Annotated in this window: 10 protein-coding genes; 7 read left to right on the top strand and 3 right to left on the bottom strand. The window is 64.9% G+C overall.

From position 1 onward, the window contains the following. Positions 1-4: 4 nt before the first annotated feature. From EYV96_RS06085 to EYV96_RS06070, 4 genes are read left to right on the top strand one after another with little or no spacing between them, the layout of a single operon-like run. Positions 5-5,434 (top strand): pilus assembly protein, encoded by a 5,430-nt coding sequence (locus tag EYV96_RS06085; RefSeq protein ID WP_131150556.1) that lies wholly within the window; start codon positions 5-7, stop codon positions 5,432-5,434. Positions 5,435-5,445: 11 nt separating this feature from the next. Further along, positions 5,446-5,859 carry a type IV pilin protein gene (locus tag EYV96_RS06080; protein WP_131150555.1) on the top strand — a complete coding sequence of 138 codons (414 nt, stop codon included), beginning with the start codon at positions 5,446-5,448 and terminating at the stop codon, positions 5,857-5,859. Between the two features lie 2 nt (positions 5,860-5,861). Next, complete coding sequence (locus tag EYV96_RS06075) at positions 5,862-6,287, top strand: DUF4124 domain-containing protein (RefSeq protein ID WP_165488606.1); 426 nt, start codon at positions 5,862-5,864, stop codon at positions 6,285-6,287. Then, complete coding sequence (locus EYV96_RS06070; RefSeq protein WP_165488660.1) at positions 6,280-6,882, top strand: GspH/FimT family pseudopilin; 603 nt, start codon at positions 6,280-6,282, stop codon at positions 6,880-6,882. The genes EYV96_RS06075 and EYV96_RS06070 overlap by 8 nt, the downstream gene beginning before the upstream one ends. A 90-nt stretch (positions 6,883-6,972) precedes the next feature. On the opposite strand, the gene recD is transcribed toward EYV96_RS06070, so the two are convergent. From recD to recC, 3 genes are read right to left on the bottom strand one after another with little or no spacing between them, the layout of a single operon-like run. After that, entirely contained in the window at positions 6,973-8,886 is a 1,914-nt protein-coding gene (gene recD, locus EYV96_RS06065; RefSeq protein WP_205746099.1) for an exodeoxyribonuclease V subunit alpha, read from the bottom strand. Next, entirely contained in the window at positions 8,879-12,526 is a 3,648-nt protein-coding gene (gene recB / locus EYV96_RS06060) for an exodeoxyribonuclease V subunit beta (protein WP_131151516.1), read from the bottom strand. Before recB ends, recD begins: the two co-directional genes overlap by 8 nt. A 2-nt stretch (positions 12,527-12,528) precedes the next feature. After that, positions 12,529-15,957 (bottom strand): exodeoxyribonuclease V subunit gamma, encoded by a 3,429-nt coding sequence (recC, locus tag EYV96_RS06055; RefSeq protein WP_240732350.1) that lies wholly within the window; start codon positions 15,955-15,957, stop codon positions 12,529-12,531. A 369-nt stretch (positions 15,958-16,326) separates the two neighbouring features. Between recC and EYV96_RS06050 the strand changes: the two genes are divergently transcribed. Genes EYV96_RS06050 through EYV96_RS06040 form a run of 3 tightly spaced genes read left to right on the top strand, consistent with a single transcriptional unit; the run spans position 16,327 to position 19,504 of the window. Further along, a complete protein-coding gene (locus EYV96_RS06050) occupies positions 16,327-16,743 on the top strand; it encodes a DUF3574 domain-containing protein (RefSeq protein WP_240732427.1) in 417 nt (138 codons plus the stop codon). Between the two features lie 22 nt (positions 16,744-16,765). Beyond that, entirely contained in the window at positions 16,766-18,364 is a 1,599-nt protein-coding gene (locus tag EYV96_RS06045) for a SulP family inorganic anion transporter (RefSeq protein WP_131150549.1), read from the top strand. A gap of 57 nt (positions 18,365-18,421) precedes the next feature. Further along, positions 18,422-19,504: a L,D-transpeptidase gene (locus EYV96_RS06040; protein WP_131150548.1), complete on the top strand. Its 1,083-nt coding sequence runs from the start codon at positions 18,422-18,424 to the stop codon at positions 19,502-19,504. The last annotated feature ends 3 nt before the right edge of the window (positions 19,505-19,507 follow it).

Here is a 19,507-nt window from a genome sequence, read left to right as displayed (position 1 = left end):
CCTCATGATCCGACAGATCCGACATTCCTCCTGGCAGCGCGCACGCTCGGTGCTGACGCGCCTGGGCCTTGGCGCCCTGATCGCGTGTACTGCCACGTCCGCGCTGCATGCGCAGACGGTGGTGCCCGGCGATGCCATCGGCCTCAACAAAAACGGCAAGGTCGCAAGCGCGACCGACTACACCGCCTATCCCGCGTTGAATGCGAGCGCCGTAGCGCCGCTGGTAATGCTGGTGATGTCGCGCGATGAGCAGCTGTTCATCAAGGCGTATACGGATTACACCGACCTCGATGGCGATGGCCAGGTCGATGTGACCTACAACGACAACTTCAACTATTCGGGCTATTTCGACCCGAACATTTGCTACAAGTATGGATCTTCCCAGTTCAAGGGGAGTGCCGCGGCAACCGGCACCGGCGCCATCAAGCACAAGTGCGACGGCTCGTCGTGGAGCGGCAACTTCCTCAACTGGGTCACCATGAGCCGCCTGGATCTGGTGCGCTATGTGTTGTACGGCGGTTATCGCAGCACGGATACCGCCGCCAAGACCGTCCTTTCGCGCGCCGTCATTCCCAATGACTTGCACGCCTGGGCCAAGGTTTACACCGGTAGCGACGTCAACAAGTTCACGCCTTTCACCCAGGATGCGTCCAAGCCGGGCATCGCCTTCTGTAACGCCAGCACCGCGGCCGATGGCACGCCGCAGATGCGCGTGGCCAAGGGCAACTGGACGGAGTGGGCATCGACGGCAAGCCGTCAGTGTGACTGGAACGAAGACGCCGGCACCGAAGCCAAGCCGGACGTAGCTTCCAAATCCTCGGACGGCCTGGGCGACAAGAACTTCAACGTCGTGGTCGAAGTCTGCGATCCGTCCACCACCGCAACCGTGCGCGAAAGTTTCTGCCAGCGCTACGGCACCAGCACGACGAGCTTCAAGCCGGTGGGCCTGCTGCAGCGCTACGGCGAAAACGGCCAGATGCGTTTCGGCCTGATGACCGGCAGCTTCTCGGCGCCCCGTTCGGGCGGTGTCCTGCGCCGCAATATCGGCAAGCTTGCCGCGAACGGCACGCCGGGTTCGGACGGCACCTATTCCGGTTGTGTCAGCGGCGACGAAATCAACCTGGCCGACGGCACCTTCTGCAACCAGGCGGCGAGCAACGAAGGCATCATCAATACGCTCAATGGATTCGCGCTGACGCAGTGGAACTGGACGAACAACTGGACCGATTGCAACAACTACAGTATTTACAACCGCCAGGTTTCCGGCGAGTCGTCCAAGTCCTGGCTCAGCAATCCCGGCTCGACCACGTCGCTCAGCGGCTACAGCGGCACGCCGCAGAAATGCAGCGCCTGGGGCAATCCGCTCTCGGAAATGTACGCCGAGGCACTGCGCTACATTTCTGGCCAGGACAAGACCGCCGGCTTCACCGCGACGGGCGATCTCAGCGCGCTTCCCACGCCCGCCTGGCTTGACCCCTACGGCAAGCTGACCGACACCAGCGTGCGCAATCCTTATTGCGCCGGTTGCAGCATCATCGTGTTGTCGACGGGCCTGAACTCGTTCGACAGCGACGAAATTCCCTCGGTGTCGGCTTTCGGTACCACGACAGCCGAATCGGCCACCGATGATGTGGCCACTGCCGAAGGCATCTCCGGAAACTACGTGGTGGGTCGCGTCGGAACGACGCCCGTGGGCACGGCCATCAATACCCACGAAGACCTCTGTAAGTCGCAGGCGGTTTCGAAGCTTTCGCTGGTGCGCGGCATCTGTCCTGACATTCCGTCCATGGAAGGCAGCTACATGATCGCGGGTCTGGCCAACAAGGCCTGGACCCTTGATATGCGTCCGGGCCTGAAGACGCCGAAGGGTCTTGATCGTCCGCAGGTGTGCGATTCCGACGGCAAGAACTGCGTCGGCTACAAGAACAGGATCCAGACCTACGCCGTGGCGCTGGCGGAAAACCTGCCGAAGTTCACCATCCCGCTGGGCACGTCCGGCAGCATCACGTTGGCCCCGATGTGTCAGGCAAACAACTCTGGCACCGCAGCGATCAGCGGCACGGGCTGGCGTAGCTGCTACCTGGGCGCAGTCGGCATCGGCCCCAAGACGGCGACGGTGTCTCCGAAATACATCTACGGCCGCGATCTGCGCAGCGACGGCCTTGCAGGCAGCTTCTCGCTGGTGTGGGAAGACTCATTGTGGGGTAATGACCACGATAACGACGTGGTCAGCATCATGACCTACTGCGTGGGTGCGACCTGCAAGGACCCCCAGCAGACCGGCCGCAAGAACACCAACGGCACGGCCTATACCGGCTACGACATCTGCTGGCGCTCGGATTCGACCGTGTGCACCGGCGCAACCACCAAGAACCAGCCCGTCGTGGGTGACGACGAAGTGCTGGTGCGCATCGAAACGCTGTCGGCGTATGCAGGCAACGCGATGCTCTCCGGTTACTCGGTCACCGGTTCGAACGACGACGGCGTCAAGCGCCTGATCCTTCGTCCGGGTGACAAGAACGGCAGCTTCCTGACCGTCAATGGCGAGCCGACGACCAGCAACAATGAAGGCAAGTGGACGCTGCCCCAGGTGGCCAAGTACAAGGTGGGCAGTGGCGCGTCGGCGAAGCAGCTGGAAAACCCGCTGTTCTATGCCGCCAAGTACGGCGGCTTCACCGATGTCCTGATCAAGGGCACCAATACGATTGCCACCGGCCCCTGCGACCCGCCGAAGTGCGAAGTGTCGAACTGGGACCGCGTGGACAACAACACCGGACAGCCGCGCGCGGATGGCAAGGGCGACGGCCTGCCCGACACCTTCTTCGCCGTGCGCAACCCCGGCCAGCTGGGCGAGCGTCTCGCCGACGTGTTCAACAAGATCCTTGCCCGCTCCGGCTCCGGTACCTCGGCGGCGGTGGTGTCAAGCAGCGCCAACGGTGATGGTCTGACTTACCAGGCCTTGTACCAGGCGCAGCAGCAGAACAAGAGCGGTAGCCAGAAGGTGGGCTGGACCGGCTCGCTCAATGCCTTGTGGACCGATAACCAGGGACGCATGCGCATTGGCGGCTACAGCGTGAATGGCGTGCCCACCATGGGCGACATCACGCAGAGCAAGATCGTCATCTTCTGTACCACCACGGCGGGCGATTCGCGCTTCAAGACGTACGACAACGAAGGCGACCTGCCGCCCAACGGCGTCATTGCGCCGGCCGCCTGCGCGGGTGAAACGCTGGACAAGCTCACCCCGGTCTGGTCGGCCCAGAACAGTCTTTCCTCCACCAGTTTGGTGACCGACACGCAGCGCACCTACTCGGATGTCGCGAACAATGCCAATGGTCGCTACATCTTCACCTGGGTCGACGCCAACCATAACGGCGTCGTCGACGACGGCGAGCAGATCCCGTTCCTGTGGGGCACCAGCGCGTTCACCGGCACCGGCGATTGCTCGGTCGGGTCCACGGCCACCGGCAACTACCGTTTCCTCAATACGTGTAGCGCCGCGGGTGCGCAGAAACTGGTGAGCTGGGTTCGCGGTACCGAACCGGCTGCGGCCGACGCGGCCGCGTGGCGCACGCGCACCATCGATACCACCGTGCTGCGCCTGGGCGACATCATCAACTCGACGCCGCTGGCCGTGGGCACGCCGGCCGAAGCCTTCGACCTGCTTTATGGCGACAAGAGCTACGGCAGCTTCCGTCGCGTGTACCAGCAGCGCCGCCAGATGGTGTACGTGGGTGCGAACGACGGCATGCTGCATGCGTTCAATGGCGGCTTCTACGACGCTTCGGCGCACCAGCTCAATACGCAGCCGAAGACCTGCGATACCAAGGGTTGCAAGCTCAACAACAAGCTCACTGCACACCCGCTGGGCAGCGAAGTGTGGGCCTACGTGCCGGGTAATCTCCTGCCGCATCTGCGCTGGATGGCCGACCCCGCGTACGCGCACATGTTCTATGTCGACGGCTCGCCGATTTCGCAGGACGTGCGCATCTTCACCGGTGATAACAACTGCACCCTGGATGGCACCACCCAGTGCCATCCCGACGGCTGGGGCACCATCCTGATCGTGCCGTTCCGCTTCGGTGGCGGCGCCATTGGCGTGGATACCAAGCTGAAGGCGGGCACCACCAATATCACGGCGCAGAACTCGTTCTCCGCTTATGTGGTGCTGGACGTCACCAATCCCGAGGCGGCGCCGCGCGTGCTGGCCGAGCTGACCCAGGTCGACCTCAGCGGCACGACATGCAGCGCGAGCGTGGTCTCCTGCTCGGATATCACCAAGCTGGTGGCGACGTACACGTCGTCGGTGCCGGCGGTGGCGATGTTCCGTCCGAAGAACCAGACCAACCCGGATCCCAGCAAGTTCTTCCTGTTCACCGGCTCCGGCACCACCGACAACGGCGGCGTGGGCAAGGTGGAAGGCGGTTCGGCGGCCTCGACGGTGTCGGTCAAGATTCGCAGCTACGATCTCGCCAGCGTTGGCACGGCAGTGCCGGCCCGCACGCTGGACTTCGTCAACACGGGTAGCACCGGTGCGGGTGATACGAGCTTTGCCGGCGACCTGATTGCCTCCGACTTCGATCTCGATGGCGTGGCCGAATCGCTGTACTTCGGTAGCGTGAAGGGTGCGGCTGCACCGTTCGGCGGCAGCGTCTGGGCGATCGATTTTGGTGGCTCCGTGAAGCCCACCGACTGGACGCGTCGCTCCGTGATCAGTGGCCTCGACCGCCCGGTATCCGTGCGACCGACCCTGGGCATCAACGATGCGATGCAGAAGATGGTCTTCTTTGGCACGGGCCGCGCCTATACCAAGGGCGACATGGCCGACACCCAGCGTCAGCGTGTCGTGGGCGTGGTCGACAGCACGACGGCCGCGACTTATACGGGCCTGTTCGACGTGACCAACGTGGTGGTGGACACCAGTGGCAACGTGACGGGCCTGGGCTCCGATTCCACGATCAAGACCACCTTCGACCTGCAGAACAGCATTGGCTCGGGCCGCGGCTGGACGTATCAGCTGAGCAACACCAGCGGTACCACGACGATCCCGTCCGAACGCGTGATCAGTGCGCAGGCACTGTCGGCGGGTGTCTTGCTGACGACCAGCTACATACCGGGCACGGATACCTGCACCGATCAGGGCGATGGCTTCCTGTACGGCATGAACTACCGTACGGGTTCGCCTGACCCGGCGCTGGTGTCGTTCCTTGGCACTGTGTCCAGCACCTCCAACAAGCTCAACCGGAATGTCTCGCTTGGCGCCGGCCTGCCTTCGCAGCCCAGTCTGCATCGTGGCGGCACGGGTGAGGGTGGCAAGGACAAACTGCGCGTCTGCGTGCAGACGTCCAGTGGCGCCATCATCTGCTACGACGTGAAGGGCCTGCAGGGCGTCAACAGCGGTGAAATTTCCTGGCGCGAGCCCCTGACCAAGTGAACGGATATCCCATGAAGCGCCAGCAAGGTTTCAGCCTGATCGAATTGATGGTGGTGGTGATGATCATCGCCATCCTCGTCGCCGTCGCATTGCCGTCGTACCGCAAGTACGTCGTGCGCACGCATCGCACCGATGCCCAGCGCGCCTTGCTTGATCTGGCCACGCGCCAGGAGCAGTACTTCTACTCGCACAACGCCTATGCGACGGCGATCGCAGACCTGGGTGCATCGTCGACGGTGCAGGGTGGCCTGTACCAGATCACCACCCCGATCGCCGCTTCGAGCACCGACTACACCATCGTGGCGACCGCCGTAGGTACGCAGCAGCGCGATGACGCTCCATGCCAGTCGATGTCCATGAACCGTGCCGGTGTGCAGACCTCGACGGGCACGACAGCCAACAATCCCGTGTGCTGGGGGAAATAAGCATGCGTAGCCTGGCGCGAAGCGGTGCGTGGTTGATCGCCATGGGCATGGTGACGGCAGTGATGACAACGGCGGTATCAGCGCAGGAGGTCTACAAGTGGACCGACGCCGCCGGTACGGTGCATTACGGCCAGCAGCCACCCCCGACGGGTGCATCCAAGATGACGCTTCGTGGCGGCGTGACGACCACGCAGCCGGCCCAGGTTCCGACCCAGGGTGACGAGCCGAAGAAGAGCATGGAAGAAGTCAATTCGGCGAAGCTCAAGGAGCTTTGCCAGACGGCGAGGCGCAACCTGGAGCTCGTGGACAGCCAGTCGATGATCGTGGGGCAGGGGGACATCGGCAACGCGACCCAGGTGAGTGGCGAAGCCAGGACCAAGGCGCGGGCAGATGCCCAGGCTAACATCGGGGAGTACTGCCATGGTTAAGGTAATGGCCGGGCGTCACTCGCGAAGCCATCAGTCGGGCTACACAGTGGTCGAGCTCATGCTCGGCATCATCATCCTTAGCATCCTGTCCGTCATTGCCTTGCCGAACCTGCGCGACTTCATGCGGCGCAATGCTGTCATCGCGCAATCCAACAGTCTCCTTGGTGATCTCCAGTACGCGCGCAGCGAGGCCATCACCCGCCGCGGACTGGTTTCAGTCTGCCCCCGCGCTTCGGATGCCGGTGAGGCAGCAACGGCTTGTGCGACGGGTGGCAGCGCGAGTTTCGATGGTGGCTGGCTGATCTACGTAACGCCGACGGCCAATACGGATTACAACGCTGCGAATGCCGCTTATCAGCTTCTGCGCGTGACGTCGACCAACGGCACGGTGTCGCTGAGAGCCTCGGGCAATACCATGATGACTTTCAACGCACGCGGGGAACTGACTCCCCTGGCCGACGCGAGTCTTTCCGTCTGCACCAAGGCCGGTGGCAGCAGCATGAGCAACACCAAGGTGCCAGGCAAAAACCTGACCGTGGAGAGCAGCGGTCGCGCCGCGATCAGCAACCTCGACGGCGGTTCGTGCACGCCCTAGCCCCGGCGCGAGGCCCATCCCGGATGCAAGAGAACGAAAAGAGCGGCCCAGGCCGCTCTTTTCTTGTTTGGGTGAGGGGCCACCCACGGGTCAGTCGTCGCCTGCCAGGCGTTCGGCCAGTCCGGAATGCCGCGACACCCTCTGCCGGATGGTTTCGCCCAGCATGGCCGCAGGTGCGATCAGGCTGAATTTCGAGCGGGCACGGGTGATTCCGGTATAGAGCAACTCTCGGGTGGCGACGGCACTGCGTCGTCCGGGCAGGATGAGAGCGGTGTGATCGAATTCCGAGCCCTGTGACTTATGGACGGTCATCGCGAATACCGATTCGAGCGCTCCCAATCGCGAGGGCAGCACGCATCGGATGGTGTCAACGCGTCCCCGGCGAGGGTCGCTGACCAGGAAGACCACGCGCAGCACCGTCTCACCCTCGTCATTGGGCATGCGCAGCGTCAGGCCGACATCGCCATTCATCAGGCCCAGTGCGTAATCATTGCGGGTGACCAGGACGGGACGCCCTTCGTACCAGGCATGACTGGCATCGACGAGGCCTTCGCGTTGCAGGATTTCCTCCACGCGCTGGTTGATCCGGCCCGTGCCCTCCTCGCCGTGGCGCACCGCACACAGCAATTGGAACCGGCCAAAAGCATGCAGTGCTTCGCGAGCCCAGGCTTCGAATGCGTCCGGGGCGGCGCCGGCCGGAGGACGGTCACGATGTATGACGTCGAGATAGGCGCGGTAGCCGGCCCCGCTTTCGCCAAGTACGAGTTCGCGCAAGGTCCGCAGGTCGCATGCGCCATCGGTCCATGCCAGGCCGGCATGCTGGCTTTCCAGCAAGGATTGCGCATGGCCTGCATCGCCCGTATTCACAGCGTGTGCCAGTCGACCGATGCCGCTGTCGGCGTCGAAGCGATGGCTGTGCCTTAGCATCACGATGTGCTGATCGAGCGGGCGCGCATCCTCGCTTACCCAGGGCTGGATATCGTCGCCCGTCGTCGCGGCGATCCAGCGTGCGGTCGTCGTCGTGTAGTGCCCCGCATCGGCGCGACGGCACAAGTCACCCAGGACGGCGCCGGCCTCCACGGACGACAGCTGATCTTTGTCACCCAGCAGGATCAGGCGCGCGGTGTCGGGCAACGCCGCCAGCACGGCGGCCATCATCTCCAGGTCGACCATCGAAGCCTCGTCGATGACCAGCACATCGAGGGCGAGTGGACGTCGTGCGTGATAGGCAAACGCACGCGTGTCAGGACGCGCGCCCAGCAGGCGATGCAGCGTCTCGACCTGCGAAGGGATCGCGGCGCGCACCGAAGGGTCGACGGGCAGCGTCGACAGCTGGCCCTCGATGGAGGCCGTCAGTCGTGCGGCGGCCTTGCCGGTTGGGGCAGCGAGCCGAATGCGCAGCGGTCCCGTTCCGGATGCGAGCTGCCGGGCCTGCAAAATCGCGAGCAAGCGAACGACCGTGGTTGTCTTGCCGGTGCCCGGGCCGCCCGTGATGACCGTGAAGGCGCCCTGGCATGCAATGGCAGCGGCGACGCGCGACCAGTCGGGCGCCCGCGCATCGGTAAACAGTGCGCCGATGGTCTGTTCCAGTGCGGCGGACGAATGGGTATCCGTGCCCAGTCGCAGCCCGATCGCCCGTGCGACGGTACGCTCGTGATCCCAATAGCGACGCAAGTAGAGTCGCGTGCCGTCGCGAACCACCGGAGCGTGGCCGGTCCCGTCCGAAAGCCAGGCCGGCGCAGGCTGCCCGCTTGTACGCCTTATGGCATCGCGCCAGGCGGGCGGCCAGGCCTGTTCCTCGGCCGCGCGCATCCATTGAGCCAGATCCATGCAAAGGTGCCCGTCGGCCAGCTGCCTGCTCAGAAGGGCAGCGAGCAGCAGCCAGTCCGCGCTCGCCGCGGCATCCATGGAGGCGAGGAAGCGGGCGAAAGCGAGATCGAGCGCGCGCAGATGCGTTTTTGCTTCATCGCTGAGGGTCCACTGGAGGCGTGCATCGTCATGCATGCGTCGGGGCCTCCTGTCCGGCAAACAGTGCATCCATGGCTTCGACCAGTGCATAAGGCAGGCGCTCCTGGTGAATGCCGCCACAGGGGCCATCGATGCCGCGAAGGTACAGGTACATGACACCGCCCACGTGCCGCTCGTAGTCGTAGTCCGGCAGGCGCACGCGCAACTGTCGATGCAAGGCGAGGGTGTAGATGGCGTACTGGAGATCGTATCGTTCGCGCAGCACGGAGTCGCGCACCGCATCGGCGGTGTACGACGTCGCATCGGCGCCGAGCTTGTTGGATTTGTAGTCGACCACGTAGTAGCGGCCTTCGTGTTCGAACAGCAGGTCGATGAATCCCTTGAGCATGCCGTTGAGCTGGTCGCGCAACAGCGGGACGCGAGGTCGTGCGCCAAGCGTATGTGCGCAGACGAGTCGGTCCAGGGCGAGCGTGTCGACATGATCGACGCTGAACCAGAATTCCAGCTCCGCGCGATAGGCAGGAGAGGGTGGCAACTGCCCGAGACTTGTCGGCTCGCCGTGAACGGGCAGCGGCGCATGGAGCCAGTCTTGCAGCCAATGGCGCAGGGTTTCGACATGGAGGCCATAATCACGGCGCTCCGCGCGACGGGCGATTTCTTCTGCCGCGAGCGCCGGGTCGGCGGCGACTGCGGCGAAACCTTGCGCAGCCACCCACTCCAGCAAGTCATGCAGGAACGTGCCCGGCACCGCACCGGCAGGGAAAGCGTGAATGCCCGCGGCTACCGCAGGCGACGGCTCGGGCGGCGCGGGCGCCAGTTCGGCGATACGGGCCTGCGTTGCCGTCTCCGGTGCCGGTATGTCGGTCGGTAGGACCTCTTCGCTGTAGCGCAACGCGGTATAGCTGGCGATCCACCAGCGTGACTGCGGTTTGCCGGCATAGTGGCGTGCCGTCCGGGCGTTTGCATGGGCATCGCGCGCCGGCGGAAGCGCAGTCGTTGAAGGGTCGCGTGGCAGTGCGCGCACGCTGGCGTCGGGGGATCCGGCGGTGGCCTCGGAGAGCAACGCCGGCAACTGCGCGGCATCGATCGACTCGCCGCCGTGGAGCAGGTAACCCACCGCCGTGTCGTGCAGGCAAGAGGACTTGCTGCGGTTCTGGTTGATGGCGGCGACACCAATCCAGCAGGCATAGCGCGGACGGGTCAGTGCCACGTAGAGCAGGCGAAGGTCTTCCTGGAGGCTCTCGCGAGCGTTCTTTAGTCGGGCTTCGTCGCTGGGCAACAGATCCATGAGCGTACTGCCATCGTCGGCATGCCAGACGACGGTGTCCGAAGCCCTGGCCGGCGCGCTGGCAAAAGGCAGCAACACCAGCGGGTATTCGAGACCCTTGGATTTATGGATGGTGACGACCTTGATCAGATCGGCCTCGCTTTCGAGTCGCACGATCTGTTCCTCGGCCGTGTCCATCTGGCCGGCCGCAGCATCAGCGATCTGTTCGGCGAGGTAGCGAATCAGTGCATGCTGCCCGTCCAGCGTAGTCGATGCGTGCTGCAGGAGCTCGGCCAGGTGGAGGAGATTGGTCAGCGCGCGCTCGCCATCGACGCGGGCGAGCCATCGCGCCGGCACATCGAAGGCATGCAGGACATCGTGCAGCATGGCGAGCACGCCGTGATGCAACCACGTGTCGTGGAAGGCCTGGAAGCGCTGACCCATCGCCTCCCAATGCGCCTCGTCGCTGTTGAGGCGATCCAGCCCGGCGTAATCCATGCCGAGCCCCGGGGTTGCCAGCGCCGCGCGCATGGCGCGGTCGGAGGCGGGCTCCGCGCACGCACGCAGCCAAAGCGACAGGTCCTGCGCTTCGGCGGCGGCAAACACGGAATCGCGATCGGACAGGTAGACGCTTTTCAGTCCGCGCTGCGAGAGCGCATGTCGCATCGCCGATGCCTCGGCGCCCTTGCGCACCAGGATCGCGATGTCCGATGGCTGCAAGGCGCGCAAGTCACCTTGCTCCGACGCGAAGCCGCAGCGGCCCTCACGCGCCGCCGCCAGAAGTTCGACCAGCCAGGCGGCCGCGTGGGCCGCCATGTGTTCGCGATAGCGCGTGCTGCCGACCAGTTGACCCGGTTCCAGCAACGCCCACTGCAGGGCTGGCATGTCCTCGCCATCCAGGGTCAGGCGATCGTCACGTCCGCGCGCAAGCGCCGGCTGGAAGGGCAAGCCCGATGCGCCGTGACCGAAACCGAAGGCGCCTGCCGGAAACGCATCCGCGCGCGCGAAGACGTGGTTGACCGCCTGCACGAGGGAGGCTGTCGACCGGTAGTTGGTCTGCAGTGTCCACATCGGTCGGTCAGCGTGTTCGCGCGCGCGCAGGTAGGTGTGGATGTCCGCACCGCGAAAGCCGTAGATCGCCTGCTTGGGATCGCCGATGAGCAGGAGACCGAGTTCGGGCCGATCGGCATAGAGACGGCTGAAGATGCGCCACTGCAGGGGATCGGTGTCCTGGAATTCGTCGATCAGTGCGATCGGATACTGGGTAGTGACCGTTGCGGCCAGACGATGGCCGCTGATGCCCTGCAGCGCCTGGTCGAAGCGCTTGAGCATGTCATCGAAGCCCAGCTGCGCGCGTCGCTGCTTGGTGTCATCGATGCGATGGGCGAGCCAGGGGATCGCGTGGGCGAGGATGCGTGGCGCCAGATCGCCGAGCGCCTGTTCGCATTCAAGCAGGGCTTCGATCCGTGCGAAGGCTTCGTGCTCCGGCGTCGTCGCACCCTTCCGGGTGGCGCGGGCCAGTTTGGAAGACTGGAAACGCTCCAGTACCGACGCATCGATTGGCGCGCCTTCGCTCCAGTTCGCCATATCGCCGAGATCGGACGGCAGGCGCGCTGGTTTGTACGAGTTGGCGTTGAGTGACGACTGCTCCGTGGCCTGCCACATAAGCTGTTCGATCGAATGACGATGCTCGCGCCAACAACCCCGCGCCTGCGCCTCGGCGGCGGTGCGCGCGTCGATGGCGCTCGCCAGCAGCTCCCGAATGCTCGCCGATGCCGGCAATGGCTTGCCATCCAGTCGCCACTGGGCCTCCGGTTTACGGACCCAGTCACGCACGTCCCGCTGCAAATCTTCCGGTGACGCCCACCAGCGCTGGAGTTGCGCGGCGCTGTGGCGGTCGAGCGTCAGGCATTCGAGGCGCCAGTAGTCGCGTACGGCTTCGGCGAGCAACTCGCTTTCGTCGATATCGGTGTCCTGGTCGAAGGCGTGGCCGCTGTCGAAAGCGTGCTGAACCAGCATGCGCTGTGACCAGCCGTGGATGGTGTGAATCGCCGCCTCGTCCATCCATTGCGCCGCCAGTTCCAGCTGGCGCGCTGCCAGGGCGCGGGCCGCGGGATCCGGATAAGCGGCCATCAAGTCGCGCAGGAAGGGGTCGGCATCTTCCGGATGGCGGAACGCCAGCGCCGCTTCCGCCAGTCGCGCGCGAATGCGATCACGCAGTTCGGCGGTGGACGCCTTGGTAAAGGTCAGCACGAGGATCTGGGACGGCAACAGCGGCATCGCCGTGCCGTGGCCAAGCACCAGACGCAAGTAGAGCGCGGTGATGGTCCAGGTCTTGCCGGTGCCGGCGCTTGCTTCAATGAGCTGGATGCCACGCAGCGGCAACTGCAGTGGGGCGAGCGCTTGCATGCTCATGCCTCGCCTCCCTGACGCCATGCCGCGACGAGCGGTCGATACAGCGGGAGCCAGGCGTCGAAGCCGGCGGATCGCATCGCCTCGAACTGCGGCCACGCCCGTGCAAGGTAGGGGTCTTCGTCGATCTCCGCGCGGTGGTAGCGATCCCCTTCGTTGCGGTCAAACTGCTTGCGTGCGGCCTCTTCGGCGTCCTTGCCCTCGCTTTCGGCAAGCAACCAGGCGATGGCTGTCTTGCGGGCGACAGGCAGTGGCGCATCCAGGCCACGTCGCAAGGCACGCAGGAGATCGTCCAGCAGGGCCCGTGCATGCCCCGCGGGTAAGGGTGCGAACTGCGACAGGCCGTCGTGCGCCACGATGAAGGTGTGCATGCGCACGTCGCAGGCATGCGCCAGGAGGTGAGTGACCCAGGCCGGAATCAACTTTTCCAGGCGTGGTGATTTCGCCTTGGCAAATTCGCCCTGGATCAGCTCGACGCGTACAAGTTCGCCCGCTTCGTTACGGCGCAGGTCGGCCAGCCATTCCTCGACCACCAGGCCGTGTGCTTCATAGCGCAGCTCGAACTTGTCGTTCACGCGCGGGCAGTCGGCGGTCACCGCCGACCAGGCGCGCAAGAGGTGCTGTGCTTCGCGCGCGATCGCCTCCGCCCACAGCGGTCCGAACCCGCCGGGTGGCAATCGGCCTTCGGCGATCCAGCGCTGCGCCGAAGCGGCCACCCTTGCCGTGGTGTCGTCGCCTTCGTCGGCGCCCATGGCTTCGTCCAGGATCTCCCGCACGGCGGCGTACGTGGAGAGGCGATCCAGGGTGAATGGCTCGTCGTTGACCGTGTCCGCCTGCTCGCCGCCAAAGTTCACTTTCAGGCGCTGACGGAAAAAGAAACGCACCGGGCGCGCCAGGAAATCCTGGAGATGGCCCAGGCTCAGTGCGGCTTCCGGTTGCCAGGGCTCCAGCGGGGACGGCGCCGTTACGTCGGGCGCAACATGGGCGCGTTGCCACTCGTGCGCATAAGTGAAGATGTGCGGGTCCGCACTGGCTTCAAAATAGCGTGCACTGAATGGCTGCAACGGGTACTCGGTCGTCATCGCGGAGAGCAGGTCACCGTCCGGTTGCCCTGCGAGGAACCAGCCCGCGCCCAGGTAATCACGCAGCTGGCTGACCAGCACCGACGGCGGCAGCACGGCGTTGTCGCGCGCGCTGCGGCCCACCCAGCTGACATGCAGCGCATCGCGCGCTGACAGCATGGCCTCCAGAAACAGGTAGCGGTCGTCTTCGCGCCGCGAACGATCACCGGGGCAGCCGTGGCCCGGCAAGGCCATCAGATCGAAGTCCGCCGGCATCTGGCGACGCGGATAATCGTCATCGTTCATGCCCAGGAGGCAGACCACGCGGAACGGGATCGCACGCATCGGCATGAGGGTGCCAAAGCTCACCGCGCCGCCCATGAAACGCTGCGACAGGCGCGCTTCGTCGACGGTCGACAACCAGTGCTCGCGGACGATGTTGAGCGGCAACGGCTGCACCAGCCTCGCCTCGTCGCAGGCGTCGAGCCAGGTGTCGAGGGCGTCGTCCAGGCGCACCAGCCGGTCGCTGTCGCCCTGTTCCTCGGCATCGAAGAAGTCGCGCAGCAGGCGGCGCAGTCGTTCCACCCAGGCGTGTGGCGTCGCAGGTTCGCCCAGGTTGCGCCAGCTGGCTTCCAGCGCATCGATCAGCTGGCTCAAGGGGCCGAGCAGGGCCGCATCCAGGCCGCCCACATCGCCATGGGGCGCGATGCCTTCCCAGATGTCGCCATAGCCGGTGGCGTAGCCCAGCAACATGCGACGCAATCCGAAGCGCCAGCTGTTCTGCGGCTCGGGCGGAAGTCCCAGTGTGGCCTTTTGGGCGCCATCGAGTCCCCAGCGGATGCCGCAGTCCTCGATCCAGCGGCGCAGGGTCGGAAGGCTCGCTTCGTCGAATCCGAAACGCTGGCGCAGCGATGGCACGTCGAGCAGATCAAGTATGTCGCTCACCGTGAAGCGCGATTCCGGCAACGACAGCAATTGCTCCAGCGCCACGAGCAAGGGCACGGTGCCCCGGTCGGGCTGGTCGGCGAGCGAGTAGGGCAGGTGGCGTGGGTCGTCGCGCGGGATGCGACCGAACACCGCCTGCACATGCGGCGCATAGGTCTGGATGTCAGGCACCATCACGATGACGTCACGTGCGCTCAGCGGGCTGCCCTCCCGCGCGGCGCGCTCGAACATCGCCAGCAGGTGATCGTGCAGGATTTCGACTTCGCGTTGCGGACTGTGGGCTATGTGAAAGCGGATCGACGGATCGTCCGCATGCCATGGCTGCCGCTGCGCGGGATCACGCGGCAGCGGTTCGAGGTCGAGTACTGCCTGCTGCACCTGTTCGAGCAAGTTGGCGCGCCGGGTATCCTCAAAAAGATCGATGCCGCGCTGCCAGGCGGCGAACTGCGGGCGATAGCGCTCCGGTCGATCGAAGGCATCGAGCAGGCGAATGTAGTCACGGCCTTGTTTGCCCCATGCGGCCAGCAAGGGGTTGGCATGAAGATGCATCTCTTCGAAGTTGAGCGCGGCGGGGAGGCCGGGTTTGCCGGCATGACGCTTCTGATCCGCACGCAGGAGTTCGCGATCCTCGATGATGTCGGCCCAGTAGTGGCGGCAGGGATTGGCGACCACCAGGAAGATCTGGCAGTGATCGGCCAGCGCGGTCAGCGCCTCCAGCGTCTGTTGCGGCAAGGACGAGATGCCGAACACGACCACGCGTCGCGGCAGGCCCGCCGGTCGGCTCCGCAGTTGCCGCGCCGCCTCCATGAAGCGCAGGTGCACCGCGGCGCGATGGGTGTCGCGCTCACCGGGCCCGACGTCTTCGAGCAGCAGGCGCCACAGGGCAGGTTGCCAGCGCTGGTCGTCGGTCAGCGGCGTGCTGCGTCCGCGCCAGTCATCCGGAAGTGCATCCTCGCCACGTTCCCATGCATCCAGCCAGTGCGATCGGTAGACCTGGTACTGGTCGAACAGGTCGGCGATACGCGAGGCGAGCTGGAAGCGTTTGCGCCAGTCAGGATCATCACCAAGGAAGTCGCACAACGGCCGAAAGGCGGGTTCGTCCCGATGCGCGGGGATCAGGCGTAACAGCCGCCAGGTGAGGCGCGCCTTGTCAAAGGGCGACGTTGGCGGCACCGCGTCGTGACCGAGCACGGCGCGGTAGGCCAGCCAGAGAAATCGTCCCGGCAGCTCGACATCGACCGCCGCGCTGATGCCCAGGCCACCCTGTGACGCCGGTCGCGCCAATGCCAGCTTCAGCCACTGGGCGATGCCGTTGCTTTGCACGAGCATCAGTTCGCTTTCCAGCGGGCGCAGCGGTGCGCGCGAAAGCCAGGCGGTGAGCAGGTCACGCAGATCCTCCAGGCGATTGCCATGGATAACCATCAGGCCTGGTTCGATCGGCGTCGTGAAGGGGAGGGGCAGTGACGATGTCACGGCGAAAGGAGGGCGGTTGCGCGCATGGACGGATTGTCCATGACTGGGAGCCGGGTGGCGAGGGGAGGTCCTCCGACCGTGCCGCCGCATGTCGAAACATGCGGCGGCAGGGGCTGGTCGGTGCCGATATTTCCGGCGGGGACAAGCGGTGTTGCTGGCAGTGGGCCGGACGCCTTGAAGCGTTGGGCGCGCCATTTGTTGCATCGTAAGAGCTTCATGTCAATACTTCGCGCGTCGAGGGACTCCGCAAATGGACGTCCAAATGCGTACGGGGGGTCACGAATGCAGCGGATAAGGCACGCTTTGGTGGTGTTCGTGATGCTGCTGATAACGGCATGCGCATCGTCTGCGCCAGCATCGCGCAGCACGCTCTCAGCGGTTGATACAGCTTCCGGGGGTGGCGCGCCGATCTGGTTTGAGACCCGCCTTTATTTCGGCGTGGGTCCGGCAGACGGTCATTCGGCGGCGGACGACGAAGCCCGCTGGCGCCGCTTCCTGGACGACGTGGTCACACCGCGCTTCCCGGCCGGACTCAGCGTCGTCGACGTTTACGGACAGTGGAAGGAGCCCGGCGAAGCGTCCCCCGAACGCCTCCGTTCCAAGGAATTGCTGATCATCCATCGCAACACCCCCGCCGACCGCGCCGGCATCGAGGCCATTCGCGATGCCTGGAAGCAGCGTACAGGCGACCATTCCGTTCTGCGCGTGACGCAGGCGGTCGACGCGTCTTTCTGACCTCCATCCACAGGATTGCCTGGTGACCACTTCATCCCCGAACCGCTGGCTGACACCCGGCGATCTCAACGGCTTCCTCGGCCTGGTCGTGGACAATCTGTCCATCATGGCTTTCCTGGCCACCGCGCTGATCGGTATTTTCGGATTCCCCGCCGACATCGTGTTCCTGCACATGTTTCCCGGCACCGCATTCGGCGTGCTGCTGGGCAATCTGGCTTACACCTGGATGGCGCGACGGCTTGCCCGACGCACGGGGCGCAGCGACGTAACTGCGATGCCGCTGGGCCTCGACGCACCCACCAGCATCGGCATGGCCTTGCTGGTGCTCGGGCCGGCTTTCGTCAACTTCAAGCAAGCTGGCATGGATGATCACGCCGCCGGTGTGGCGACCTGGCAACTGGGCATGGCGTCGTTGCTGGTGATGGGCTTGCTGAAGTTCGTGCTCTCGTTCTTCGGCGCAGCGGTGCAGCGGCACGTGCCGCGCGCGGGTTTGCTCGGTTCGATCGCGGGCATCGCACTCGTGCTGATGGGATTCCTGCCGCTGGTCGAAATCCTGAAGGTGCCTGTGGTCGGTCTGGCCGGGCTGGGCATCGTGTTGTACGCATTGGTCGCGCACGGTCGTCTGCCGTGGAATCTGCCTGGCGTCCTGGTCGCCTTCGTGGTGGGTGCGGTTCTGTATTACGTGCTCGGCCCGCTGGGCTTGCTTGGATCGGGTTACCACGCGCCGACCGGCTGGCAGTGGCGCATCGCCTGGCCGGTACCGACACTGCAGGGCTTCGAGGGCCTGGCGTACATCGTGCCCTATCTGCCGCTCATCCTCCCGTTCGGATTGCTGATGGTCGTTGGCGGCATCAACGTCAACGAAAGCGCGCGCGCTGCCGGCGACGATTACCCGACGCGCGACATCCTGCTGGTTGAGGCGCTTGCCACCCTTGTTGCCGGGTTCTGCGGCGGCGTCGCGCAGACCACGCCTTACATCGGTCAGCCGTCGTACAAGGCCATGGGTGCGCGCACCGGATACACGTTGCTGACCGGCATCGTGATCGGCCTGGGCGGTGTCCTCGGCTATCTGTCGAACCTGGTCGAGCTCGTGCCGCTCTCGGTACTGGCGCCGATCCTGGTGTTCGTGGCCATTGGCATCACCGTGCAGGCCTTCGAAGCCACGCCCGTCCGTTACGCCGCTGCCGTGGTGTTCAGTTTCTTTCCGGCGATCAGTCGCATGGTGACGATCAAGCTCAGCGATCCCACGTATGTCCCGCCGGACCGTTTCGCGCAGCTCTACCATGCTGGCGGTCACGGGCTGTCCGAGCTGGCCGTCATCACCATGCTGGGCAACGGCTTCATCATCACGTCGATGATCTGGGCCAGCTTCGTGGTGGCGATGATTGACGGCAAGACGCTGCGTGCCTCGTGGATCCTCCTGCTGGGTGCGGCGCTGACGTCCTTCGGCCTGATCCACTCCGCCGATCCGTCGGGTGGCGTCTATCTGCCGTGGCGGCTGGAGCCGGCACTGCGCGACATGGTGTGGCAGTTCACGGGTGCGTATGTCGGCCTGGCCGTCGTGCTGGCCCTGTTGTCGTGGCAGGGGCAGCGGCCGGCGTCAGAACGGGCTGCACACTGATTCGACATTTGGCACGCGTAACATGGGCCACTCGTTGACCGCCCCCGAGAGTCGTTCATGAAGCGCTTTCTGTTGATCCTGGCGATGTGCCTGCTGGCCGCGATGGCGCAGGCCGCCGTCCCCGTATGGGGCGCACGCGAATCGAGCCCGGCGGATACGCCTGCGCTGGACCTCAAGCCCGGCCAGTGGATATGGGGTGGCGACAACAAGAAGATGGGGCCGATGGCCCTGGTGGTGAGCCTCACCGAGCAACGCGCCTATGCCTACCGCAATGGCGTCCTGATCGGTGTCACCACCATCAGCAGCGGCAAGCACGGTTACGAAACGCCGACGGGTGTATTCACCATCCTGCAGAAGGACAAGGATCACCACTCCAACAAGTACGACAACGCACCCATGCCGTACCAGCAACGCCTGACCTGGAGCGGGGTGGCGCTGCATGCCGGTGGCTTGCCGGGTTATCCGGAATCGCACGGGTGCGTGCACCTGCCCACGCGCTTCGCCGAGAAACTGTTCGATTCCACCAACATGGGCATGACGGTAGTGGTTTCCGAAGAGGGTGCGTCGCCGCCCAGCGTGGTGCATCCGCGAGCCATCTTGCCGATTGATCCGCACTCCGGCACGCAGTCTGGCGATCTTCGCCTTGCTGACGACCAGGAGTTCAGCTGGCATCCGGAGTCCTCGCCCGAGGGTCCGGTGTCGATGGTGCTCAGCGCTGCCGACGAACGCATCGTCGTCCTGCGCAATGGCGTCGAGATCGGGCGCTCGCGCATCGTGGTGAACGACAAGACAGCGCACGGCACGCATGCCTACATCGTGGCGGCCGGTTACCTGCCCGGTGACAACCCGCTGCTGCCCGGCACGCCCATGCCCAACTGGATCACCATCGGCATCCCCGGTCACGATGACGAGAAGGGCCACGTCGTCACCGACCAGGACATCCGCCGCGTCAGCATCCCGCCGGCCTTCATGGCCAACCTCATGCCCTTGCTGACACCCGGCGTCGTGCTGCTCACGACCGACGTGCCCGTGCTGCCGGAAACCACCGGCAAGAAACTCGAAGTGCTCGATTCGAACCCGCCTGAAGTGGCCGGGGCGCAGACGCTGCCGGGTGCGGACAAAGGCAAAGCGGGCAGCTGATAG

Source organism: Dyella terrae, assembly GCF_004322705.1.
Lineage (GTDB): Bacteria > Pseudomonadota > Gammaproteobacteria > Xanthomonadales > Rhodanobacteraceae > Dyella_D > Dyella_D terrae.
Note: the sequence above shows the minus strand (reverse complement) of the source record. Positions and strands in the feature narration are given on the sequence as shown.